The organism is Streptomyces sp. NPDC001407 (assembly GCF_042895325.1).
In the GTDB taxonomy this organism is placed as follows: domain Bacteria; phylum Actinomycetota; class Actinomycetes; order Streptomycetales; family Streptomycetaceae; genus Streptomyces.
This window is the reverse complement of the sequence record NZ_JBIAWF010000031.1, coordinates 68832-86950: the sequence shown is the minus strand read 5'-3', so window position 1 is coordinate 86950 and position 18119 is coordinate 68832. Positions and strand designations below refer to the sequence as shown.

The window sequence follows — 18119 nt, the reverse complement described above, 5'->3', positions numbered from 1 at the left end:
GCGCGCGGTCTGCTCCGCAGACACGACGCGCCGTCGCTACGCGACGGAACCCCATTACCTCCACTCCGTGGAGGCCGGGACTCCGTCCCGGGGATCTGGGTCACTCCGTGACCCAGGAGGCCAACTCCGTTGGCCTCGGGCTCGGATCGCTCCGCGATCCGGCCGACGGACCGCGCTCCGCGCGGTCCTGGGGGCTGGCAAGGGGGTGGAGTTGTGGGGCATCGGTTGACGGGGGTTCAGAGGGATGGGCCTAGCCGGCGTACCGGACCTCCGAACGGTCCCCCACTCGTACAGTAACGGGCTCAACCGCCCTGATACGTGAGAGCACCCTAGCAGGACCGGTCAGTTTCATGACTCGCGTGCGTCATCTTTGCTAGGCCGCTACCTTATGGAGAAGCAGGCTACCACCGGCACGGGGCAGGGGCGGGATCCGCCGAAGGCAATAGACAACTGAACAAAAAGCCATGAATTACCTTAACCCGGCCTCTTTAGATCCCCTGCAATTCGATTATCCCCGGATTCCAACAGCCCGTCAAAGCGCGCGCCAACCATAGCAGAGCATCAGTTAGAAAGGAGAAAGAATGCCGGGCAAAGAACTGTTTCCCCATCAAGTAGAAGCCGTTGACGCCGTCCTGAGGGCCCTGCAGACACCCGCCAGCGGACACATGCCCGCCAAGGGACTACGGACCCAGGTCATCGCCGCCACCGGCTCGGGCAAGACACTCATCGCCGCCGAGTCCGCCCAAAGGCTCGGGGCGCGGCGGGTGCTGGTCCTGGTCCCGACTCTGGACCTGCTGACACAGACCGCAGCCGCCTGGCGCGGCGCCGGCCGCACAGGGCCGATGCTGGGGGTGTGCCGCCTGCGGCCCGAGGACGCCGACGGCATGCCCTGCACCACCGATGCGGACGAGCTCGTGGAATGGACGCGGGGGCTGGACCGGGTGGCGGTGTTCGCCACCTACGCCGCCGTCGGCCGCGGCGTTCTCCAGCGCGCCCACGCAGCGGGCCTGGCCGTATGGGACCTCATGGTCGTCGATGAAGCCCACCGCACCAGCGGAGACGCGGGCAAGCCGTGGGCAGCCGTACACGACCAGACCAAGATCCCCGCAGCCCGCCGCCTCTACATGACCGCAACCCCCCGCATCTGGGAAGCCGCCGAGGGCAGCCGTGACGGCACGCCGCGGCTGGTCGCAAGCATGGACCCCGACTCCCCCATCTACGGGCCCGTGGCATTCCAGCTGGGCCTGTCCGAAGCCATCAGCCGCGGGCTGGTTGCCCCCTATCAAGTGGTATGCGTTGACATTGCCGATCCTGAGCTGCACGAGGCTCATCTGGAGGGGGACTTCGGCTCGGACGCGGTACGCGGCGCCAGGCTCGCCGCCCTGCAAGCCGGTGTGCTGACAGCCGCGATGCAGGAGCGGCTGCGCAAGGTTCTGGCGTTCCACAGCAAGATCAGCGAAGCCGAGGCCATGGCCGGCGGCTTTGTGGGGGCGGCGTGGAAGGCGTGGGAGGAGGAGCCGGACCGGTTCCCGCGGCCGGACCGCGTGTGGGCGGACTGGCTCTACGGCGAGCACCCGCCCCGCCACCGCCGCACGGTACTGGAGGAATTCGCCTCCGACGTCATCGAGGGCAGGCCCGGCGACGAACCCCAGCCGGCCGCGCTGCGCGTGCTCAGCTCCGTCCGTGTACTCGGAGAAGGAGTCGACACCGCGAATTGCGATTCCGTCGCCTTCTGCGACGCACGAGGATCGATGATCGACATCGTGCAAATGGTCGGACGCGCACTCCGCATCCGCCAGGGAGAAGGGAAAATCGCCTCACTGATCGTCCCGGTATTCCTCGCTCCCGGCGAAAAACCCGGCGATCTCCTGACATCGGACGGGTACGCGACCCTCGCGAAGGTCCTCGGGGCGCTGCGCGCGCACGACACCGATACGATCGAGGCTCTCGCCGACCCCAGGCGGCGCAGCGGCAATTATCCGGCCCGGCGGGCGCGTGAGGATGCCGGGGCACGTGAAGCCGGCGGCGGCGAGGCCGGGCTCGAGGACCAGGCGGGCGAAGATGCCGAGGAGGGCGTCGAGGGTCCGGCCGCTCAGCTGGTCGCTGGTGGTGGGGTAGGCCCGAGCAGGCTGGCACGGGAACTGCTGAAGTTCTCCACCCCCAGGGACCCGGCGGCCCTCGCACAGTTCATCCGGCTACGGGTGATCAACCCCGAGACAACGTTCTGGCGCCGCGGCATCGAAGCCGCAACCCGCTGGAAGACCGAGACCGGGGCGCAGCAGCTGCGGGTGCCCTACGGGTACGTCACCCCCGCAGAGTGGAAACCCGCGGGGTTCCCGCTCGGGACATGGCTGGCCGACCAGCGGAAGTTCGCCAAGGCCGGCAACCTCGACAGGACACGGGTGGAGGAACTGGACCGGCTGGGAATGGTCTGGTCCCACCAGGACATCGCGTTCGAGGAAGGACTCACCGCCGCCCGCGCCTGGGCCGCGGTCCACGGGCACTTCCTGCCGCCCGCCACCGCTGTCTGGGATGGGTATCCGGTCGGGACCTGGGCGAAGAACCTTCGCACTGCGGCCAGGCTCGCGGACGACATCGCGGAACGCCGCGAGGCCGGTCTTCCCGTTGGGTCCACTGCCAAAGCCCTCACCGAGGCACGGCGGGAGGCGCTGGAGGACATCGACCCCGGCTGGTGCCCGGCGTGGGACGCGGGGTGGCAGCGCTGCTTCCGCCTCGCCCAAGCCCACGTCCAAGACGGCGGGACAGTGCCCACGGCGGCGGGCGAACTCGTGGTCCAGGGCGAGGACCTCGGCCGCTGGGCCTGGGCATGCCGCCTCGGCTGGCACAGCCTCATGCCCGTTCAGCAGTGGATGCTCGAGAACGTTCTCGGCCTCGCCCCTGCCGAAGAGCACGAGCGGCCCGTGAAACGCACGCAGGAAGACAAATGGGCCCTCAACCTCCGGGCCGCACGCCAGTACCACGCCCGTGAAGGCCACCTCAACGTCCCCAGGAAACATGTCGAACACCTGGAACCGGAAGGCGGGGCGACAGGCCGGCAGGGCGACGCTGAGGAGCTTACGACGGTGAAGCTAGGCACCTTTGTCGACAACAGCCGCCGCCGCGCTGACAAGCTCACCGAGCAGCGCCGCGCGGACCTCGACGCTTTGGGGATGCGCTGGTGATGGCAGGCGGGGTCTTCCGCGTGCCTCCCCTGGCTGGGGAGACAACGCTCTTTGTTCCTGTCCCGGATCGCGGCCCGCTACGGGCTGGACAACAAGGCCGTGCTGTCCCACTGGCAATGGCACAACCACCCGCCACGGCACGACAGCGGAGCACGGCGTGCGGACGCGGAGGTGCTGCTGGATACGGCAGGCCGACGGGTGCTGACGGAACTGTGCGGAGCCCGGGAGGAGACGCTGAAGCGGGCACTGCCGTCCTGGGCACGGGAAGACCCCAAGCTCGCGGATCGGGAAGGCGGCGCAGCGCGGGGTGTGTGGCGGGTGGGGGGTGCGGTGGTGGGTCCGGTGGCGTTCGGGTGCCGGTTGTGTGCGGCGCGGCGTACCGGGGCTGCGGTGCGTGTGGTGCGGTACGCGCAGCGGTGGGAGCGGGTGTGTGTCCGGCACGGGCGCTGGATGCTGGATGCGGACGCCGATCAGATGTTGGAGCACTTGGACCTGCGCGGGGTCCCGGAGGTGGTGGCGGCCCGGCGGCGGTGGTCCGGGGTGGCGCGGCGTGCGGTGCGGGCGGGAGTGGACGTGGGTGAGGTGTTCGGTCTGGCGTATGCGGTGGTGGCTCGGTGGTGGGAGGGGGCGTATGGGTGGGAGCGGGAGGAGATCTGGCCGCGCCGCCTGCACCGGGTCGCGGGCGGCAACGCGGGGAGTGATCTGGAGTGGTGGCGGGTGGTGGGGCGGGATGCGGTGATCTTCCCTGAGGTGGTGGCGGTCGCGGATGCTCTGCTGGACCCGGGCATGGCGCAGCGGGTGTGGGCCGACAGCGGCGGGGAGCGTCCGCGGCCGCTGCCTGCGGACGGGGAGTTCTGCCGCCGGCTCGGGGAGCGGGTGGGGCGTCCATGGCTGGGGCCGCTGGTCGCGGTCGATCACGGGGGCCCGCTGCTTGCGTGGATGGGGGCCGTCATCCGGCTCCGCCGCCGCCCCGGAGGGCGGCCCGGGCCGTTCGCGCGGTTCGACGAGGACCTGTGGTGGGTGCGCCAGGAACACCAGCCGGCGGCCATGGCCGCCGGGTTGCGTGCTGTGTCCAGGGAGAGGAAGGCGCCCGGTTCCGGCACGAGCTGGCGCGCCGCGGTGCCGGCGGAACAGCGCTTCCTGATCGAGAACCTGCTGGGTGACGCGGAGGAGCAGTTGCTGCAGCTGCGTGGCGCGCAGAGCGGTACCACCGCGGATGCGGCGCAGTACCTGCTGCAGGGCCTTGGCCGGGGTCTTGAGCTGCTCGACCAGGCGGTGCTGCGGGTCATGGTGGCGGCGGTGAGTGCCGGGGTGGGGATGGAGGAGGTGGCCCGGTGGGCCCGGATGTCCGTGGATGAGGCAGCGGAGGTCTTCGGGTCGTACAGGGACGGGGAAGACCGGTAGCCGGACAGGGCGGGTGTTGCTGGTGGAGGGCGGGGTGTGTGCAGGCCTCGCCGTCGTGGGGCAGCGGGCTTTATCGCATCGCGTGGTGGCGTGGGGCCGGAACACGGGAAACGCCCCCGGCACGGTGGGAATGCGGTTTGGCTGGGGCGGGTGATCGGCGAGAGTGCGGCAGCCGGGGCCGGTGGCGGGCCCGGGCGGGCGGAGGTGGACGTCGCGGCGGGGTTCGAGGCGGTGTTCCTCGATCCGGTGGGGCGGATGGTGCAGCAGCGGTGGGCGGACGCGGCTGTCGCGGTGGCTTTCGAGGAGCTGGATCCGGTGTCGGCGTTCCCGGTCGTACCGGGGCGCAGGTGGGGTCCGGGTCTGTGGTGGTCGGCGACCTGCGGGCGGCATGTGGCTTCGGGGTCGAACGCGATGCGTGTCCAGCTGATGGTCCTTGACCGTGACCCGCAGGTGGTCGGCATGGCGGGGCGGCCGGTGCGGCTGCTGTGGCGTGACGGCGGGGGGCGGGAGCGCTCGTGGGTGCCGCAGCTCTTCGCCCGGTACGCGGACGGCACCGGCATGCTGGCCGACTGTCCCAGCCACGCCGAGGCTGGTGGTGAACGGGCCATGAAAGCCGCGGCGGCGGTGGCGGAAGCGTGTTGGCAGGTGGGGTTCGTCTACCGGCGTCTTGAGCGGCTGGACGAGGTGGCCGAGGCCAACGTGAAGTGGCTGGCCGGCTACCGGCATCCCCGCAACCAGGGCCGACCGGGCCTTGCGGCGGCGGTGCGGGAGGCGTTCGCACGGCCGCGGCCGCTGATGGAGGGCGTCGAGGCGATTGGCGACCCGATCGAGGTCCTGCCCGCCGTGTTCCATGCTCTGTGGCACGGACGGCGGACGACGCCGCTGGAGGTGCCCCTGCACGAGCGCGCCCTGGTCCACGTGGCCGGGCCCGGGGCGGAGGGCTGCGCTGCGCGGCGAGCGGAGGCCGGGCCCGGCAGGGGGATCGGCGATGACACGGCGCGCGGCGAGGCCGCGGCGGGCCGGGGTGGGGAGGCTCAGTGAGCGGGGCGCGGCGGGGCGGGCGGCCGGTGGTCGCGGTCGGTGCGCACATCCGCTTTCGTGGGGTGCGGTGGCAGGTCGTTGCCCTGGCCGGGCAGCGTTTCCATCTGGCCGGCGAGGACGGGGCGGATGAGGTGGTGCTGGCCGGGCACCTGTTCGCTGACGCCGGCTTCGCGGTACTGGGTGCGGAAGCGGAGCAGCCTCAGGCGGTGCCGCAGTGGGGGCTGTTCGAGACCGCTCCGGCCGCGGCGCGGGAGAAGGCTCTGGCCTGGCAGCGGCACATCCGGGAAGTGGAGTGCGGCCTGCCTGGCGGAGTGGGCAGCGGTGGGGTGGTGCGGGTGGAGTACGACCCGGACCGGTGGACCCTGGCCCAGCGGGAGCAGGCCAAGGCGCAGGAGCTGACGGCTCTGGGCTTTGGGCGGGTGTCGAGGACGACGGTGCAGCGCATGCGGCTGGCCTACCGCAAGCAGGGATTGTGGGGGCTGGTCGACCACCGCACCACCCGCAGCCCGAACGGAGGCGGACGGCAGGACGAGCGGGTTGTCGCCGCGGTCAAGGACGTACTGCGCGGGCGGCGGGGGCGCTCCAAGGGCACCGTCAAAGCGCTGATGCCGCTGGTCGCGCAGCTCCTCAAAGACCGGCACGGGGATACGGTGCCCATGCCTGCGCAGGCCACCTTCTACCGGCTCGTCCACCAGCTCGCCCACCCCGCCGACCATCCCGCGCACCGGGTCCGTAATCCGCCGATCACGGAAGACGGGCGCGGGTTCACCCCGACCGTGGCGCTGCGGCCCGGGGAACAGGTCCAGATCGACACCACCCGCCTGGACGTCCTCGCGCTCTTCGAGGACGGCAGCCTGGGCCGGCCCGAACTCACCATCGCCGTCGACGTCGCCACCCGGGCGATCCTGGCGGCGGTGCTGTGCCCGGGCGGGACGCAGGCCGTGGATGCGGCTTTGCTGCTGGCGGAGATGGCCGTCCCGCACCCGGCGAGGCCGTCGTGGCCCGACGCCCTGCGCTTCGCCCACAGCACGGTGCTGCCCCGGGAGCGGCTGCTGCCGCTGGACGAGCGTCTTGAGGGCGCGGCCGCGCGGCCGGTGGCCGTGCCGGAGACGATCGTCGTGGACCGGGGGAAGGTGTACCTGTCGAGGGCGTTCACGGGGGCGTGTGAAGCCCTCGGGATCAGCGTGCAGGCCGCCCCGCCCTTCGCGCCGACGGCCAAGAGCATCGTGGAGCGGACCTTCGGGTCGATCAACACCCTGTTCTGCCAGCACCTGCCCGGCTACACCGGCTCCGACGTCACCCGCCGCGGCAAAGACGTCGCACGCGACGCCTGCTACAGCGTCGCCCAGCTCCAGGACCTCCTCGATGAATGGCTCGTGCACTGGCACCACCGCCCCCACGAAGGCCTGCGCCACCCCGTGCTCCCGAAGATCGCGCTGACCCCGAACCAGATGTGGGCCGCCCTGGTCGCGGTCGCCGGATACGTGCCCGTCCCGCTGAGCGGGAGCGACTACCTGGAGCTACTGCCGGTGCGATGGCAGGCCATCACCGAACGCGGGATCCGCCTGCATCACCGCACCTACGACCACGACCTGCTCGGCCCGCACCGGGGGCAGAGCTCCGAAGTAGCGGCCCGCGGCGGGAAATGGGAAGTCCACACCAACCCCCACGACGTCCGCCAGATCTGGGTCCGCCTGCCCGGGCTCGGCCTGACAGAGATCCCGTGGATCCACCGCGACCACGCCCACCAGCCGTTCAACGACCGCACCTGGCAGTACCTGAAGACCACCACCACGCACGAGACGGACCACGACACGTACGAGGCCCGCCTCGCCGAAGCCCTCGATGAGCTCATGCGCCGCGCCCGTAACGGATCCGCCACCCGCACCGAGCAGCACCTCCTCGCCCGCGCCGCAACCGTCCGCACTCCCCCACCACCACATCCCGAGCCCAATGCACAGGCGCAAGGACCAAGCGCGCCGGCCGCCGGGACGGGCAAGGACAGCCTCGACGACCTCGACCAGGAACCTCAGGACATGACCGAGAACACCGAGAACGAGGACGAGGCCCCGGACGGCCCGAGTGTGCCAGTGGCCGGGTACGGGCTCTACGACGCCCAGACGGAGGCCCTCAAGTGGTAGACCACCACGGCCCCGGCACGCCCCGCGCCGTCACGAAGACAGGCACGGGTGCGGGCGGGCAGAGCATGCGGGGGACGGGCGGGACAGCCGGCGAGGACCCGGCCGGCTCAGTGTGGCCGGTGACCACCTGGCAAGGCTGGCAACACTTCGCCACCGCCCCTCCCCCGGCCCCGCCCAGGCCGGGCGAGCCAGCGCGCAGCGAAGAGGAACGCCTCGCCTACCACTCCGCGTTCGTCACCGTACGCACCCCGGCCATCACCACGCTCACCACCAGCGTGCGCACCCTGATGATCCTGGGACGGCACCAGCAGACCACCGCCCGGCCCTCACTGATCGTCACCGGCCCGGCAGCGGCCGGGAAGACCACCGCGCTCCTGCATGTCGGGCGCGCCTGCCACCTCGCCCACACCACACAGCACCCGCCACCGGCCACCACCACGCACGCTCCCGTACCGGTCGCCTACGTGCTGGTCCCGCCCGGCGCGAGCGCGAAAGCCCTCGCCACCGAATTCGCCCGCTACCTCGGTATCCCCGTCACCGCCCGCATGACGCAGGCCCAGATCACCGACGGCGTCTGCCACACCTACAACCAGGCCGGCGTCCGCCTCGTCCTCATCGACGAGATCCACCGGCTCAATCCCCGCACCACCACCGGCGCCGAAACAGCCGACCTCCTCAAAGACCTCACCGAACGCATCGCGGCGACATTCGTGTACGCGGGCATCGACGTCACCAGCACCGCCCTGTTCAGCGGGGTACGCGGAGCACAACTCGCCGCACGCGCCAGCCTGGTGGAATGCGGGGCGTTCCCCGCACGATCCGGGAAACACGAACCCTTCCGCGAGCTGATCACCGGCGTGGAAGCCGCCCTCGACCTGAGAGCGCACCGGCCCGGGACCCTCTCCCGCCACGCCTCATACCTCCACCAGCGCACCGCGGGCCGCATCGGGAGCCTCACCCGCCTCATCCGCCAAGCAGCGATCACCAGCATCCTCGACGGCACCGAACGCATCACCAAGGCGTCACTGGATGCTGTGCGCCTGGACCACCTCGCCGAACAACACCACCGCCCCACCACCCCGGCCCGGAACCGCCCCCGCACCACACCACGCTGACCAGGCACAACACCCCTTGACCAGCAAAAACACGAACAGCGCCATTAGTAAGTGCAACAATCGGAGCCGCTCTCAACGAACCCGCAACACCCCCAGGCCAGCCCACCCACCATCCCCGCAGAGCCCCCCCTGCCGGTTCTCACCCGATCTACAACACCCCAGCACACACCACCCACAGCACCTCAACTCACACCCCCGTCAGTGTTACCTGCATCGTCTGTGGCGAGGCGCGTATGGTCAACTCCCGCACCGCAGGCGGGCCGATCTGCCCGAACTGCCGCCCCTTGCCCGTACTGCTCTGCTCGATCTGCGGACGCACCGCACCTTGCATGCTCTCGAAGCTCACTGGCCTGCCCCGCTGCGGCGGCTGTGATCGACGCCAAGCTCACTGCACGGTCTGCGGACAACTTCGCGGCATCCACTCCGGCACCGCCGACGCCCCCGTCTGCGGCCCCTGCACCACACCGGACGCCGAGCTCTGGCGCCCCTGCCCCACCTGCGGACAAGCCGAACGGCTGCACGCGCCGGGGCCGTGCCCTCGCTGCACACTCAAGCAGCGGCTCCACGAGGTCCTCGCCAGTGACACCGGCTCCATAACCCCGAAGCTGCAGTCCCTCCACGACGCCCTGGCTGACACTGAACGGGCTGGCACCGCGATGCGCTGGCTCTCCAAAGGCATCGTCTCCACGGTGCTGTCCGATCTCGGCTCCGGCCGCCGCCCTCTCACCCACGAGGCCCTGGACGACCTCCCTGAAGGCAAGGTCGTCGAGCACATCCGGAGCGTGCTCGTCGCCACCGGAGTCCTGCCCAAGCGAGACGAACAAATGGTCCGTCTCGAACGGCACGTGAAGGACCTCGTCGCTTCCCATGCGACGACGGAGGGACGGAAAGTTCTGCACCGGTACGCGACCTGGCACCTCCTGCGACGGCTTCGCCGACGCAGCCGCGGCAAGGAGATCACGCACTACCAGCTCACGGGCACACGGCAACACCTGCGGGCGGCAGCCCATCTCCTGAACTGGCTCGAGGAGCAGAACCTGACCCTTGACACCTGCCGTCAGGGCGACCTTGAACGCTGGATGACCAGCGACGACGTCCGCCACCGCCGGGAGGCAGGCCACTTCGTGCGCTGGGCACTCTCTCAGAAGATCGCCCGCGATCTCAGCTTCCCGGCCGTGAGATGGAACGGCCCTCCCAGGCGATGGACGACGAGGCCCGCTGGGATACCGCCCGCCGTCTGCTGCACGACGACACCCTCAAATCCGAAGACCGCCTCGCTGGCCTGTTGTTGCTCCTCTATGCCCAGTGGCCCGCAGCGATCTCCCGCCTCACCGTCGACCACATCGAGGAGACCGACGGAGCCGTCCGCATTCGCCTCGGCGCCGTGCCGGTCGAGCTTCCCGCGCCCGTCGCCGAGCTGGCCCTCCACCAGGTAGCGATTCGCCGCAGCCATGCCGTCCTTGGCCGGACAGAGTCACCCTGGCTCTTTCCTGGCGGCCAGCCCGGCCGGCCGATCAGCGCCTGGGCCATGGGCGAGCGACTCCGCAAACTCGGCATCCGACTCGCGGAAGCCCGCTCGACCGCGCTGTTCCAGCTCGCCACCGAACTGCCCGCCGCGGTCCTCGCCCGCACCCTCGGCATCGACATCACCGTCGCCGTCAAATGGCAGCGAGCCGCCACCGGAGACTGGGGCACCTACGCAGCCGACGTCAGCCGAAGGCTGTCACGTCAGAACTGAAGACAAGAGAGAGGACGCACCCATGGGTGCTTACGTGTCGATCAGAGGGTGGCTGGAGTGCGACGAGACACAACTCGTCGCCATCCACAAGATCATCTCGTCCCACGGAGACAACCACTACTCCAACGGATGGGGCTCACCGCGCCAGCACGTCAACTGGACCCACTACCTCTTCTACGGCGCTGACATCCGCGAGTCGGCCCTGGACTGGTTCATTGAACAGATCACGGAGATCGCTCGGATCCCTGCTTCTGACGACGACGGAGACCTCGTCCGAGGTCTGTTCCTTGCCCGCCACGAAGTTGATGGAACGACCGAATGGCAGGTCCGCGATGGCCAGATCTTCGCCTCGCCAGCCGACACCAGACACCAGTATCTCGACGGATAGCCCATCCATTCCGCAGGTTCCAATACCCGACTCCACCATTACACGTCAGCGACGACTTCATGAACACTGCCTTGAGCAAGGCCCTGGCCCCGGCGTTCGCCGGCGTCTGACGAGGAAGGACCCGATGATGGCCGCCAAGCTCGACTACCACTGGCACCTGCGCAAGGTCATGGCGGACCGCGGGATGTTCTCCACCACCGACCTCATCCCGCCACTGAAGGAACGCGGCATCAGCCTGTCGTCGAGCCAGGTCTACCGGCTCGTCGTCGAGCGGCCCGAACGCCCTCAGCCTGAAGATCCTCATGGCCCTGCTCGACACCCTCGACTGCACCATGGACGACCTCATCGAGCCCATCGCCGTGGCTAGCTCCGCGACGAAGCCGAAGAAGGCCGCCGCAGGCGGGGCCTCGGTCTCCGAAGGGGTCGGTGACCTGCGGCCACGACGGGCCCGGATCAGCGGAGTCGACCGGTGACCGATCTTGCCGAGGAGGTTATCGCGGATCCGGTCGGCCTGGTCGTGCGGCTGATCGGGAACATCGAAAAGCACCTGCCCGCCGAACACGTCCGCGACATCGTCCTCACGGTCGTACGCGCACGAGCCGGTCGCCGCAGCCTCGCCCAGGCCCTGCACGACGACCCGTCGCTGCTGCGGACCGGACAGCCGCCGGCACCCTACTGCGTCGCCAAACTGTTGATGGCCCTGCATGACGCCGGCGCCCAGGACGTCGCACTGCCCCGCTGCGGCGAGTGCGGACGCGCATGCCGCTACGTCGGCAGCAGTACCGGAGGACGGTGGGGATGCTCGCCCTGCTTCGACAAGCCGGCCGTCTGGGCGGGCTGCCACGAAGAACGACGCGTCGTCAGCCGGGACCGCAACGGCGAGCCCCGGTGCGCGAACTGCCCCGACAACGACGGCGATCCGCTGCGGGAACTCACCGAGCTAATCACGGGACTTGACCCCGCCCTCGATGCTGACGCGGTCCTGGCCGCGCTCGGATGATCTACCGTCCGGCCCGCCGGACAGCGCCGCCTGGCCTGGGCCGTCCTTGCCCGCCCCGATCTACTGACCGGCGCCGGTTACGAGGCCACCGCCCCGGCTGCCCTGCGCTTCATCAATGAACTTGTCGAGGCCGGGGCGACCAAGGTCGTCCGGCCAGCCTGCCCGCGCTGTCACGGAGTGAAGACACTGTCCAAACTGCTGGACGGCAAGCGGATCTGCCGGGCCTGCTTCGCCCACCACGCGGCTGTCCCCTGCTTCGGCTGCGGAGCCGTGCGTGAGCCCGCCACCCGCGATGCCGAGGGCCGACCGTTGTGTCCGAACTGCATGATCAGACAGCCCGACAACTTGGAGGAGTGCGTCGGCTGCGGCCGGCGCAAGCCGGTCGCGAACCGCCTGCCCGACGGCCCGCGCTGCCAGAACTGCCGACCGAGGATCACCGCGGAGTGCGGCATCTGCGGGCGGACGGCGCTCTGCGACATGTCCCGGGCCACCGGTCAGCCCTGGTGCGACCGCTGCCAGCAACGATGGGTGGACTGCAGCGGCTGCGGCACCGTCGCCCAGGCCCGCAGCGGCACCTGGGAGGCGCCGTTGTGCGCGAAGTGCACCAACCTCGACCCCGACTTCTGGGGCCGTTGCCCGGTCTGCACCACCACCTGGCAGCTCAGCACCCGCCCCTGCCAGCGATGCGTCCTCGACCAGCAAGTACGCGACCTTCTCGGCGACGCCAGCGGGAGGCTCCGGCCATAACTCACCCCGTTCCACGAGGCGTTGACGAGCACCGAGCGCCCGGACGTCGCCATGGCCTGGATCGCACGCTCGAAGGCCCGCGACCTCCTGGAGCGGATAGGACGCGACGAGCGACCTGTTACTCACGAGGTCCTCGACGAACTGCCCTCGGGCAAGGTGCTGGCCCACCTGCGCAGTGTCCTGGTCGCGACCGGCGCCCTGCCGCCCCGCGACGAACGGCTGGTCGCTCTGGAAAAATGGATCACCGCGACCGTCCAGGCCCGCACCGACCTCGCCGAGCACCGAATCCTGCACGGCTACGCGGTCTGGCACCACATGCGCCGACTCCGCCGACGCCTCGGTGAAGGCCACACCACCCGACTCCAGGACCTCAACGTGCGCTGCCACGTCACTGCGGCGAACAACTTCCTCGACTGGCTCGCCAGCGAAGGGCTCACACTGGAGACCTGCACCCAGCCGGACCTGGAACGCTGGATGGCCGACCCCACGGTCAGCTATCCCGACGAGACCGGCCACTTCGTCCGCTGGTCGGTACAGCACCGGCATGCCCGTGGACTCACCTACGGCACCGTCCGCTGGAAAGGCCCGCAGGGCGTCATCGACAGCGAGAAACGCTGGGCCGACGCCCGGCGCCTCCTCAACGACGACACGCTGCCGACCCCGGACCGCCTCGCCGGACTGCTGCTGATCCTCTATGCGCAGAAGATCGCCACCATCAGCCAGCTCACCGTCGACGACGTCCACATCGACGGGGACACCGTCACAATCACATTCGGCAGCTCGCCAGTTGTCCTTCCCCCGCCTCTGGCCAGCCTGGTCCGCGAGCTCGTCGCGACCCGCCGCGGCAAGGCCAAGATCGGCACTCCGGGCGATTGCCCCTGGCTGTTCCCGGGCGGGCAGCCAGGGCGCCCTCTCACCGACAGCCAGATCGGCAAGCGCCTCCACAACATCGGGATTCGGCCCAAACAGGATCGGTCCACTGCGCTCTTCACCCTCGCGACCGAGCTTCCCGCCGCGATCCTCGCCCGGATGCTCGGCGTCCACATCAAGGTCGCCGTCCAGTGGCAGAAGGCATCGGCCGGGGACTGGGCCGCTTACGCCGCCGATGTCAGTCAGAGAGGAAGACCGTGACCGGGGCATTCCCAGAGTTCCCACATGCTTCGCCGCTACGCCAAGTGGTAGTCCCCTCGCGCTCGCAGACTCAGAGCCAACCCGACGGTGCCATTGACGAGAAGCACAAATGCCAGCGACCATGCCAAGAGGTCACCGGGCTGATCGCTGACGGCCGAAGGGACGATCTTGAACTCCCTCGCGACGGTGCTTTGGGGAATGCTCGGCGCACTGGCGCCAGAGATCGTTCGCCTGTACACGATCCGCCGTAACCCGCGGCGGTTTCAATGGTCTTGGTACTACGTTCTGGTGTCGATCGCTTTCGCCGGGCTGGGCGGCGCTATGGCGCTCGCGCTTCCGGCGACCACCGCATGGGCCGCACTGTACGTCGGCATCTCGACGCCGACCGTTGTGACGACGATCGTGCGGAAGGGCAAGGAAGTAGCAGCACCCGAACTGAAGGCCACACCGGGCCGGACGATTCGGCTGTCCGTGGTGGACACATATCTGTACGGGCTCTGAGCCATGGAGTTCGGGCGCGCCCACGGTATCCAGTTCCTGTTCCATGACGGACTGCTCACGAGTATCGGCCTGGACGTTCACCACAAAGCCGCCATGCCGCTCGCCGAGACGCTGCATGCAGAGGGAGCTCCGGTCACCACTCAACCGCTCAAGTCCGTCGTCGACCACGACTTCGACTCTCTGGGCTGGTCAGGTGCTCTAGGAGAATCAGGCTTCGTGCGCATGTCGCACACCCTGTCGGCTGCACAGGATCTAAGCGCCGGCCGACGCAGTCTGACGTTGACACAGGCGACGAGGACCGGCATGCCCAACGGTCGAATCGTGGCGACCCTGGACGTCGAGTTCACACTCAACAGCCCGATCGAGTGGAACCTCAGCGTTCAGGGAACGCGCGTTACCGGTGCGCCCGATGACCGTGTCCGAGTCCGCTGTGGCCAGCACGTGTATGTGGCCATCAAGGGCACTGTGCCGGTGGCCTTTCACGACAGAGGAGACGGCTGTGGCGTGCTCGCGACCGATCTGCCCACCGGCTCCTCGGAGCTGACTCTGAGCATCGTCAGCAACCCTGGCATCGCGATCACAGACACCGTCGTGGTGTGCCGGCCGGATCAGGTTCGTGAGGCGGCGATCGTTGTGTCCTGTCTACCCTCCGGGCGCTTCACACCGGTGGTTTCGCTGACACCGCCACCGTCAACCGTGTCCGCGTACCTTGGCGACCTGTTCCAGGGAGCGATCGAGAACGGAGCACCCGATCCTCGGAAGGACATGAACGAGTTCGTCCGTAGGGGAACCGCCCGACGCAAGATGGATGTCACCCCGTATCTCTCGTGGGCTAGGCACAACGCCCAGATTGCGCGACTGCTTGAGACGGCCCGCGTCGACCAGGTCGTCTGGCTCTTCGAACCGACCTTTGACGACGTCCAGTTACCCGGTAGCGAAAGATCACTTTTCGAGACCGTCACGGATCAGGTGTGCTTGCTGCCGGAGGCTTCGCGAGGTGAGCAGACCGCTGGAGGCATCCAGTTCTACCGGGACCTTGACGAACTGGCCCTGATGGCATGGCATGATCTCGGGGGCGGTACCAGCGGACCCTCAGCATGGGTCCATGTACCCGCCGATGACAGGACTGCTTACGCTGCGGCCCTGTTCGCGGCGCTTTCTGCCGGGCTGCCGCTCAAACCGGCCCTGGACGTACCCTCAGGTGCCATCGATGGCTTGCTAGCCAAGGCGAACAACCGGCTTGACGCCGACGAGGCCGTCCTCGTCGAGGTCAACGGCGTCGCGGATGACCTTCTCGCCGCGCTCTACGCCCTGCACCGCAGGGCGCGGCTCGTGCCAACACCGCCGCCCAGGCTCGACGCGGTGCAGGAGGCTGTTGGGGCCTATCAGGATCGGGTACTCAGGGCAGCCGGCGCCGCACGCGACGCTTCTGACGTCCCGGATCTCCAACAGGACGCCGAAGCCATGGGCGGCCTGACAGCGGCCCATCGGCTGCTGTCACTGTCTGGCCGGAATCGGTTCAAGTCGATCGAACGAGCGGTGACAGCGCAAGTGCCCCCCGCCGTTGTGGACGCCGTCGGGAATCGTCGGCTGACAGCGTTCACCGCAGGCATGCCGTACTCCTTCGTGCGCACCGACGCCGCCGACTGGTCCACCAAGCCGATCGGGCACGTTGCCGCGGACCCACTACTGACAATCCTCGCCGAACTGTGTGCGGCCGGAGCACAGCGCCCGCAAGCGACCTTCAGCCTATTGTTCGACCCCGGATTCTTCGACACGTCGGAGACGGGCAGCGTCCACCAGGCGGTGGAAAGGCACTACACCCACCCGATCGTCCTGGCTGGCGAAGACGCTGACTTTCAGGTCCTGGCATCGCTGCCCAGGACCCTGCCTGTGGAACTGGTGTTCTTCAATACGCATGGCAGCGACGATGCCATCCTCCTGAGCGACGTCCCGCTGCCGGGGCCGCTCATCCCTCGGTACGTCGCGTTCGAGAGCCTCCCGGTCGTCTTCAACAACTCGTGCGAGTCTTGGACCGGGGTCGGCAAGGAGTTCGTCCGGGCCGGAGCTCGGGGCTACGTCGGCTCCCTGTGGAGTATCCCCTCCGATCTCGCGGCACGATTCGCCACACTCGTCGCGCAGCGAATCCTCACGGGCGACAGCCTCATTGCATCGGCGCTGATCGGTACCGGCCTGCCCGACATCATCGCGCGCTCGTACATATACGCCGGAACCGCCAACGGCCGACTCGACCAATGGTCGCAGCGGACATCAACGCCTGGAGAAGCCGCGATCGCGGCCTGCATGACCTTGTTGGAGGCAGACGCAGACGACAATCCCAAGGTCTCAATGCTGCTCGGCCGGGAGGTGGACAGGCTGCTCGCAGACATCGAAGGGACGCCTTACGCCGACACCACCGAGCATGCGGATGCGCTGATCGGGACACTCCGCCGCTTTCACGTGCGCTCGTTCCCGGACGTAGATGGTGACCGCCGGGCCGAGCACCTGATCGGTCTCACCGAGCAACTGCTGAATCGCCTCCCCCAGACCGAGGAGTCCCGCGCCAAGCGCATGTCGGTCCTACGTTGGATCGTCGGCGAGAGGCACCAGCATCGGCATGAGAACGAAGCGGCGCTAGCCGCGTTCGAGCAAGCGCTTGCCTACGGCGTCGCCTGTCCGGACCGGCCCTTCCTGCAATTGCGCGCCGCCGAGTTGCTGGCCGAACAGGGCGACCTCGATAGCGCATGGGAATACGCACAACAGGCGCATGACGCCTACGTAACTACGAGCGCCGACGCGGAGCTGATCGTCACGATCGGTGTCCGGGGCCAGATCCGGCGGCGACGGGGCGACACGACCGGGGCGTTACGTGATGCGCAGGAAGGATACGCAGCCGCCTGCCGCCTCTCCAACCAGCGTCAGCAGGCCATCTTCAAGGGCGATGAGTCGCGCGCCCAGTTGGAGCTGGGTGAGTATGCAGCGGCAGGCCGGGCGGCGGAAGAGGAGCTCCTCCTTCGCCAGCAGAGCGCTGACAGCCGCGGTGAGCTGTCAGCGTACGGGCATCTCGCCCAGGCGCTGCTCGCTAGTGGCAACGTGGAGCAAGCCGAGCGATACATTCAGGCTGGGCTGCGGCAGGCCAGACAGCTCGACGAGCCGAAGCAGGAGGCAGCGTTCCTGGACGATCTCGGCCTTGTCCTGGTGGCCCGCAGAAAGCACGCCAAGGCAGTCGGCATGTTTCGCGCTGCCCTCTCAATCCAGGGCCGCCTGGCAACCTGGGACGCCTACGCCAAGACCCTGATTCGACTGCAGGGCAGCGCTGCCGCAGCAGGCGACGCCGACAGTCTCTGGATGGTGGTCGTCCATGGCACAGCCGTCTGTCCGCGTATCGACGCTGACTTGAGTGCCTGGTTATTCGAGCTGATCGTTGGCGCCTTCAAGCGCACCATCTTGCGAGCTCGCCCCCCGGTCGCGGAGCTCCTGGAGTTGCTTGACCAGTCTTCCGATGGGGACTGGAGTGTCCTACCCTCCGACTTGAAGTTCATCGGCGATCTCGCGGCTCTGACCCTGCGATGGATGGATGCCACCGACCATCCGCTCGTCGTCCGACACGCCCAGGAGCTCGACGTTCTGACCGGCGGCAGGTTCGAGCTCGCCGAGTTCTTCGGAGTTCCACCTAGACGCCGATCGATCCGCGAGCGCTGGCGGCGACGCCGTAGAGATTGAAGCCGGCT

The 18119-nt window shown here is 68.9% G+C and carries 14 protein-coding genes; 13 read left to right on the top strand and 1 reads right to left on the bottom strand.

The genetic code is table 11. The annotated features are described in order from the left end of the window. Positions 1 to 581: 581 nt before the first annotated feature. The 5 genes from ACFY1P_RS31450 to ACFY1P_RS31430 all read left to right on the top strand — a co-directional run bounded on the left by ACFY1P_RS31450 (position 582) and on the right by ACFY1P_RS31430 (position 8883). Positions 582 to 3182: a Helicase associated domain protein gene (locus ACFY1P_RS31450; protein WP_390752546.1), complete on the top strand. Its 2601-nt coding sequence runs from the start codon at positions 582 to 584 to the stop codon at positions 3180 to 3182. 171 nt (positions 3183 to 3353) lie between these two features. Continuing rightward, complete coding sequence (locus ACFY1P_RS31445) at positions 3354 to 4586, top strand: DNA-binding protein (protein ID WP_390752545.1); 1233 nt, start codon at positions 3354 to 3356, stop codon at positions 4584 to 4586. A gap of 255 nt (positions 4587 to 4841) precedes the next feature. Further along, positions 4842 to 5627, top strand: coding sequence for a TnsA-like heteromeric transposase endonuclease subunit (locus ACFY1P_RS31440; protein WP_390752548.1), 786 nt, complete (start codon positions 4842 to 4844; stop codon positions 5625 to 5627). After that, entirely contained in the window at positions 5624 to 7768 is a 2145-nt protein-coding gene (locus ACFY1P_RS31435; protein ID WP_390752544.1) for a transposase, read from the top strand. The genes ACFY1P_RS31440 and ACFY1P_RS31435 overlap by 4 nt, the downstream gene beginning before the upstream one ends. Before the next feature lie 119 nt (positions 7769 to 7887). Beyond that, on the top strand, positions 7888 to 8883 hold the full coding sequence (locus ACFY1P_RS31430; protein ID WP_390752543.1) for a TniB family NTP-binding protein: 996 nt from the start codon (positions 7888 to 7890) through the stop codon (positions 8881 to 8883). A 187-nt stretch (positions 8884 to 9070) separates the two neighbouring features. On the opposite strand, the gene ACFY1P_RS31425 is transcribed toward ACFY1P_RS31430, so the two are convergent. Next, entirely contained in the window at positions 9071 to 9229 is a 159-nt protein-coding gene (locus ACFY1P_RS31425) for a hypothetical protein (RefSeq protein WP_390752542.1), read from the bottom strand. 834 nt (positions 9230 to 10063) lie between these two features. Here ACFY1P_RS31425 and ACFY1P_RS31420 point away from each other — a divergent pair. From ACFY1P_RS31420 to ACFY1P_RS31385, 8 genes are all read left to right on the top strand, one after another. Next, complete coding sequence (locus ACFY1P_RS31420; protein WP_390752541.1) at positions 10064 to 10621, top strand: hypothetical protein; 558 nt, start codon at positions 10064 to 10066, stop codon at positions 10619 to 10621. A 22-nt stretch (positions 10622 to 10643) separates the two neighbouring features. Continuing rightward, entirely contained in the window at positions 10644 to 11009 is a 366-nt protein-coding gene (locus ACFY1P_RS31415; RefSeq protein ID WP_390752540.1) for a hypothetical protein, read from the top strand. A gap of 302 nt (positions 11010 to 11311) precedes the next feature. Further along, the gene (locus ACFY1P_RS31410; RefSeq protein ID WP_390752539.1) at positions 11312 to 11482 is read left to right on the top strand and encodes a hypothetical protein; all 171 of its coding nucleotides are present in this window, start codon (positions 11312 to 11314) and stop codon (positions 11480 to 11482) included. Then, positions 11479 to 12009 carry a hypothetical protein gene (locus tag ACFY1P_RS31405; protein ID WP_390752538.1) on the top strand — a complete coding sequence of 177 codons (531 nt, stop codon included), beginning with the start codon at positions 11479 to 11481 and terminating at the stop codon, positions 12007 to 12009. The genes ACFY1P_RS31410 and ACFY1P_RS31405 overlap by 4 nt, the downstream gene beginning before the upstream one ends. A gap of 177 nt (positions 12010 to 12186) precedes the next feature. Then, positions 12187 to 12756 (top strand): hypothetical protein, encoded by a 570-nt coding sequence (locus ACFY1P_RS31400; RefSeq protein ID WP_390752537.1) that lies wholly within the window; start codon positions 12187 to 12189, stop codon positions 12754 to 12756. 21 nt (positions 12757 to 12777) lie between these two features. Next, complete coding sequence (locus ACFY1P_RS31395; protein ID WP_390752536.1) at positions 12778 to 13887, top strand: hypothetical protein; 1110 nt, start codon at positions 12778 to 12780, stop codon at positions 13885 to 13887. Positions 13888 to 14055: 168 nt separating this feature from the next. Next, on the top strand, positions 14056 to 14388 hold the full coding sequence (locus ACFY1P_RS31390) for a hypothetical protein (RefSeq protein WP_390752535.1): 333 nt from the start codon (positions 14056 to 14058) through the stop codon (positions 14386 to 14388). 3 nt (positions 14389 to 14391) lie between these two features. After that, positions 14392 to 18111, top strand: coding sequence for a hypothetical protein (locus tag ACFY1P_RS31385; RefSeq protein ID WP_390752534.1), 3720 nt, complete (start codon positions 14392 to 14394; stop codon positions 18109 to 18111). Positions 18112 to 18119 lie beyond the last annotated feature (8 nt).

Excerpts from the sequence above, each read along its gene's own strand:
- ACFY1P_RS31450 (WP_390752546.1), top strand. The coding sequence starts at position 582 with ATGCCGGGCAAAGAACTGTTTCCCCATCAAGTAGAAGCCGTTGACGCC.
- ACFY1P_RS31440 (WP_390752548.1), top strand. The coding sequence starts at position 4,842 with ATGGTGCAGCAGCGGTGGGCGGACGCGGCTGTCGCGGTGGCTTTCGAG.
- ACFY1P_RS31420 (WP_390752541.1), top strand. The coding sequence starts at position 10,064 with ATGGAACGGCCCTCCCAGGCGATGGACGACGAGGCCCGCTGGGATACC.
- ACFY1P_RS31415 (WP_390752540.1), top strand. The coding sequence starts at position 10,644 with ATGGGTGCTTACGTGTCGATCAGAGGGTGGCTGGAGTGCGACGAGACA.
- ACFY1P_RS31410 (WP_390752539.1), top strand. The coding sequence starts at position 11,312 with ATGGCCCTGCTCGACACCCTCGACTGCACCATGGACGACCTCATCGAG.
- ACFY1P_RS31385 (WP_390752534.1), top strand. The coding sequence starts at position 14,392 with ATGGAGTTCGGGCGCGCCCACGGTATCCAGTTCCTGTTCCATGACGGA.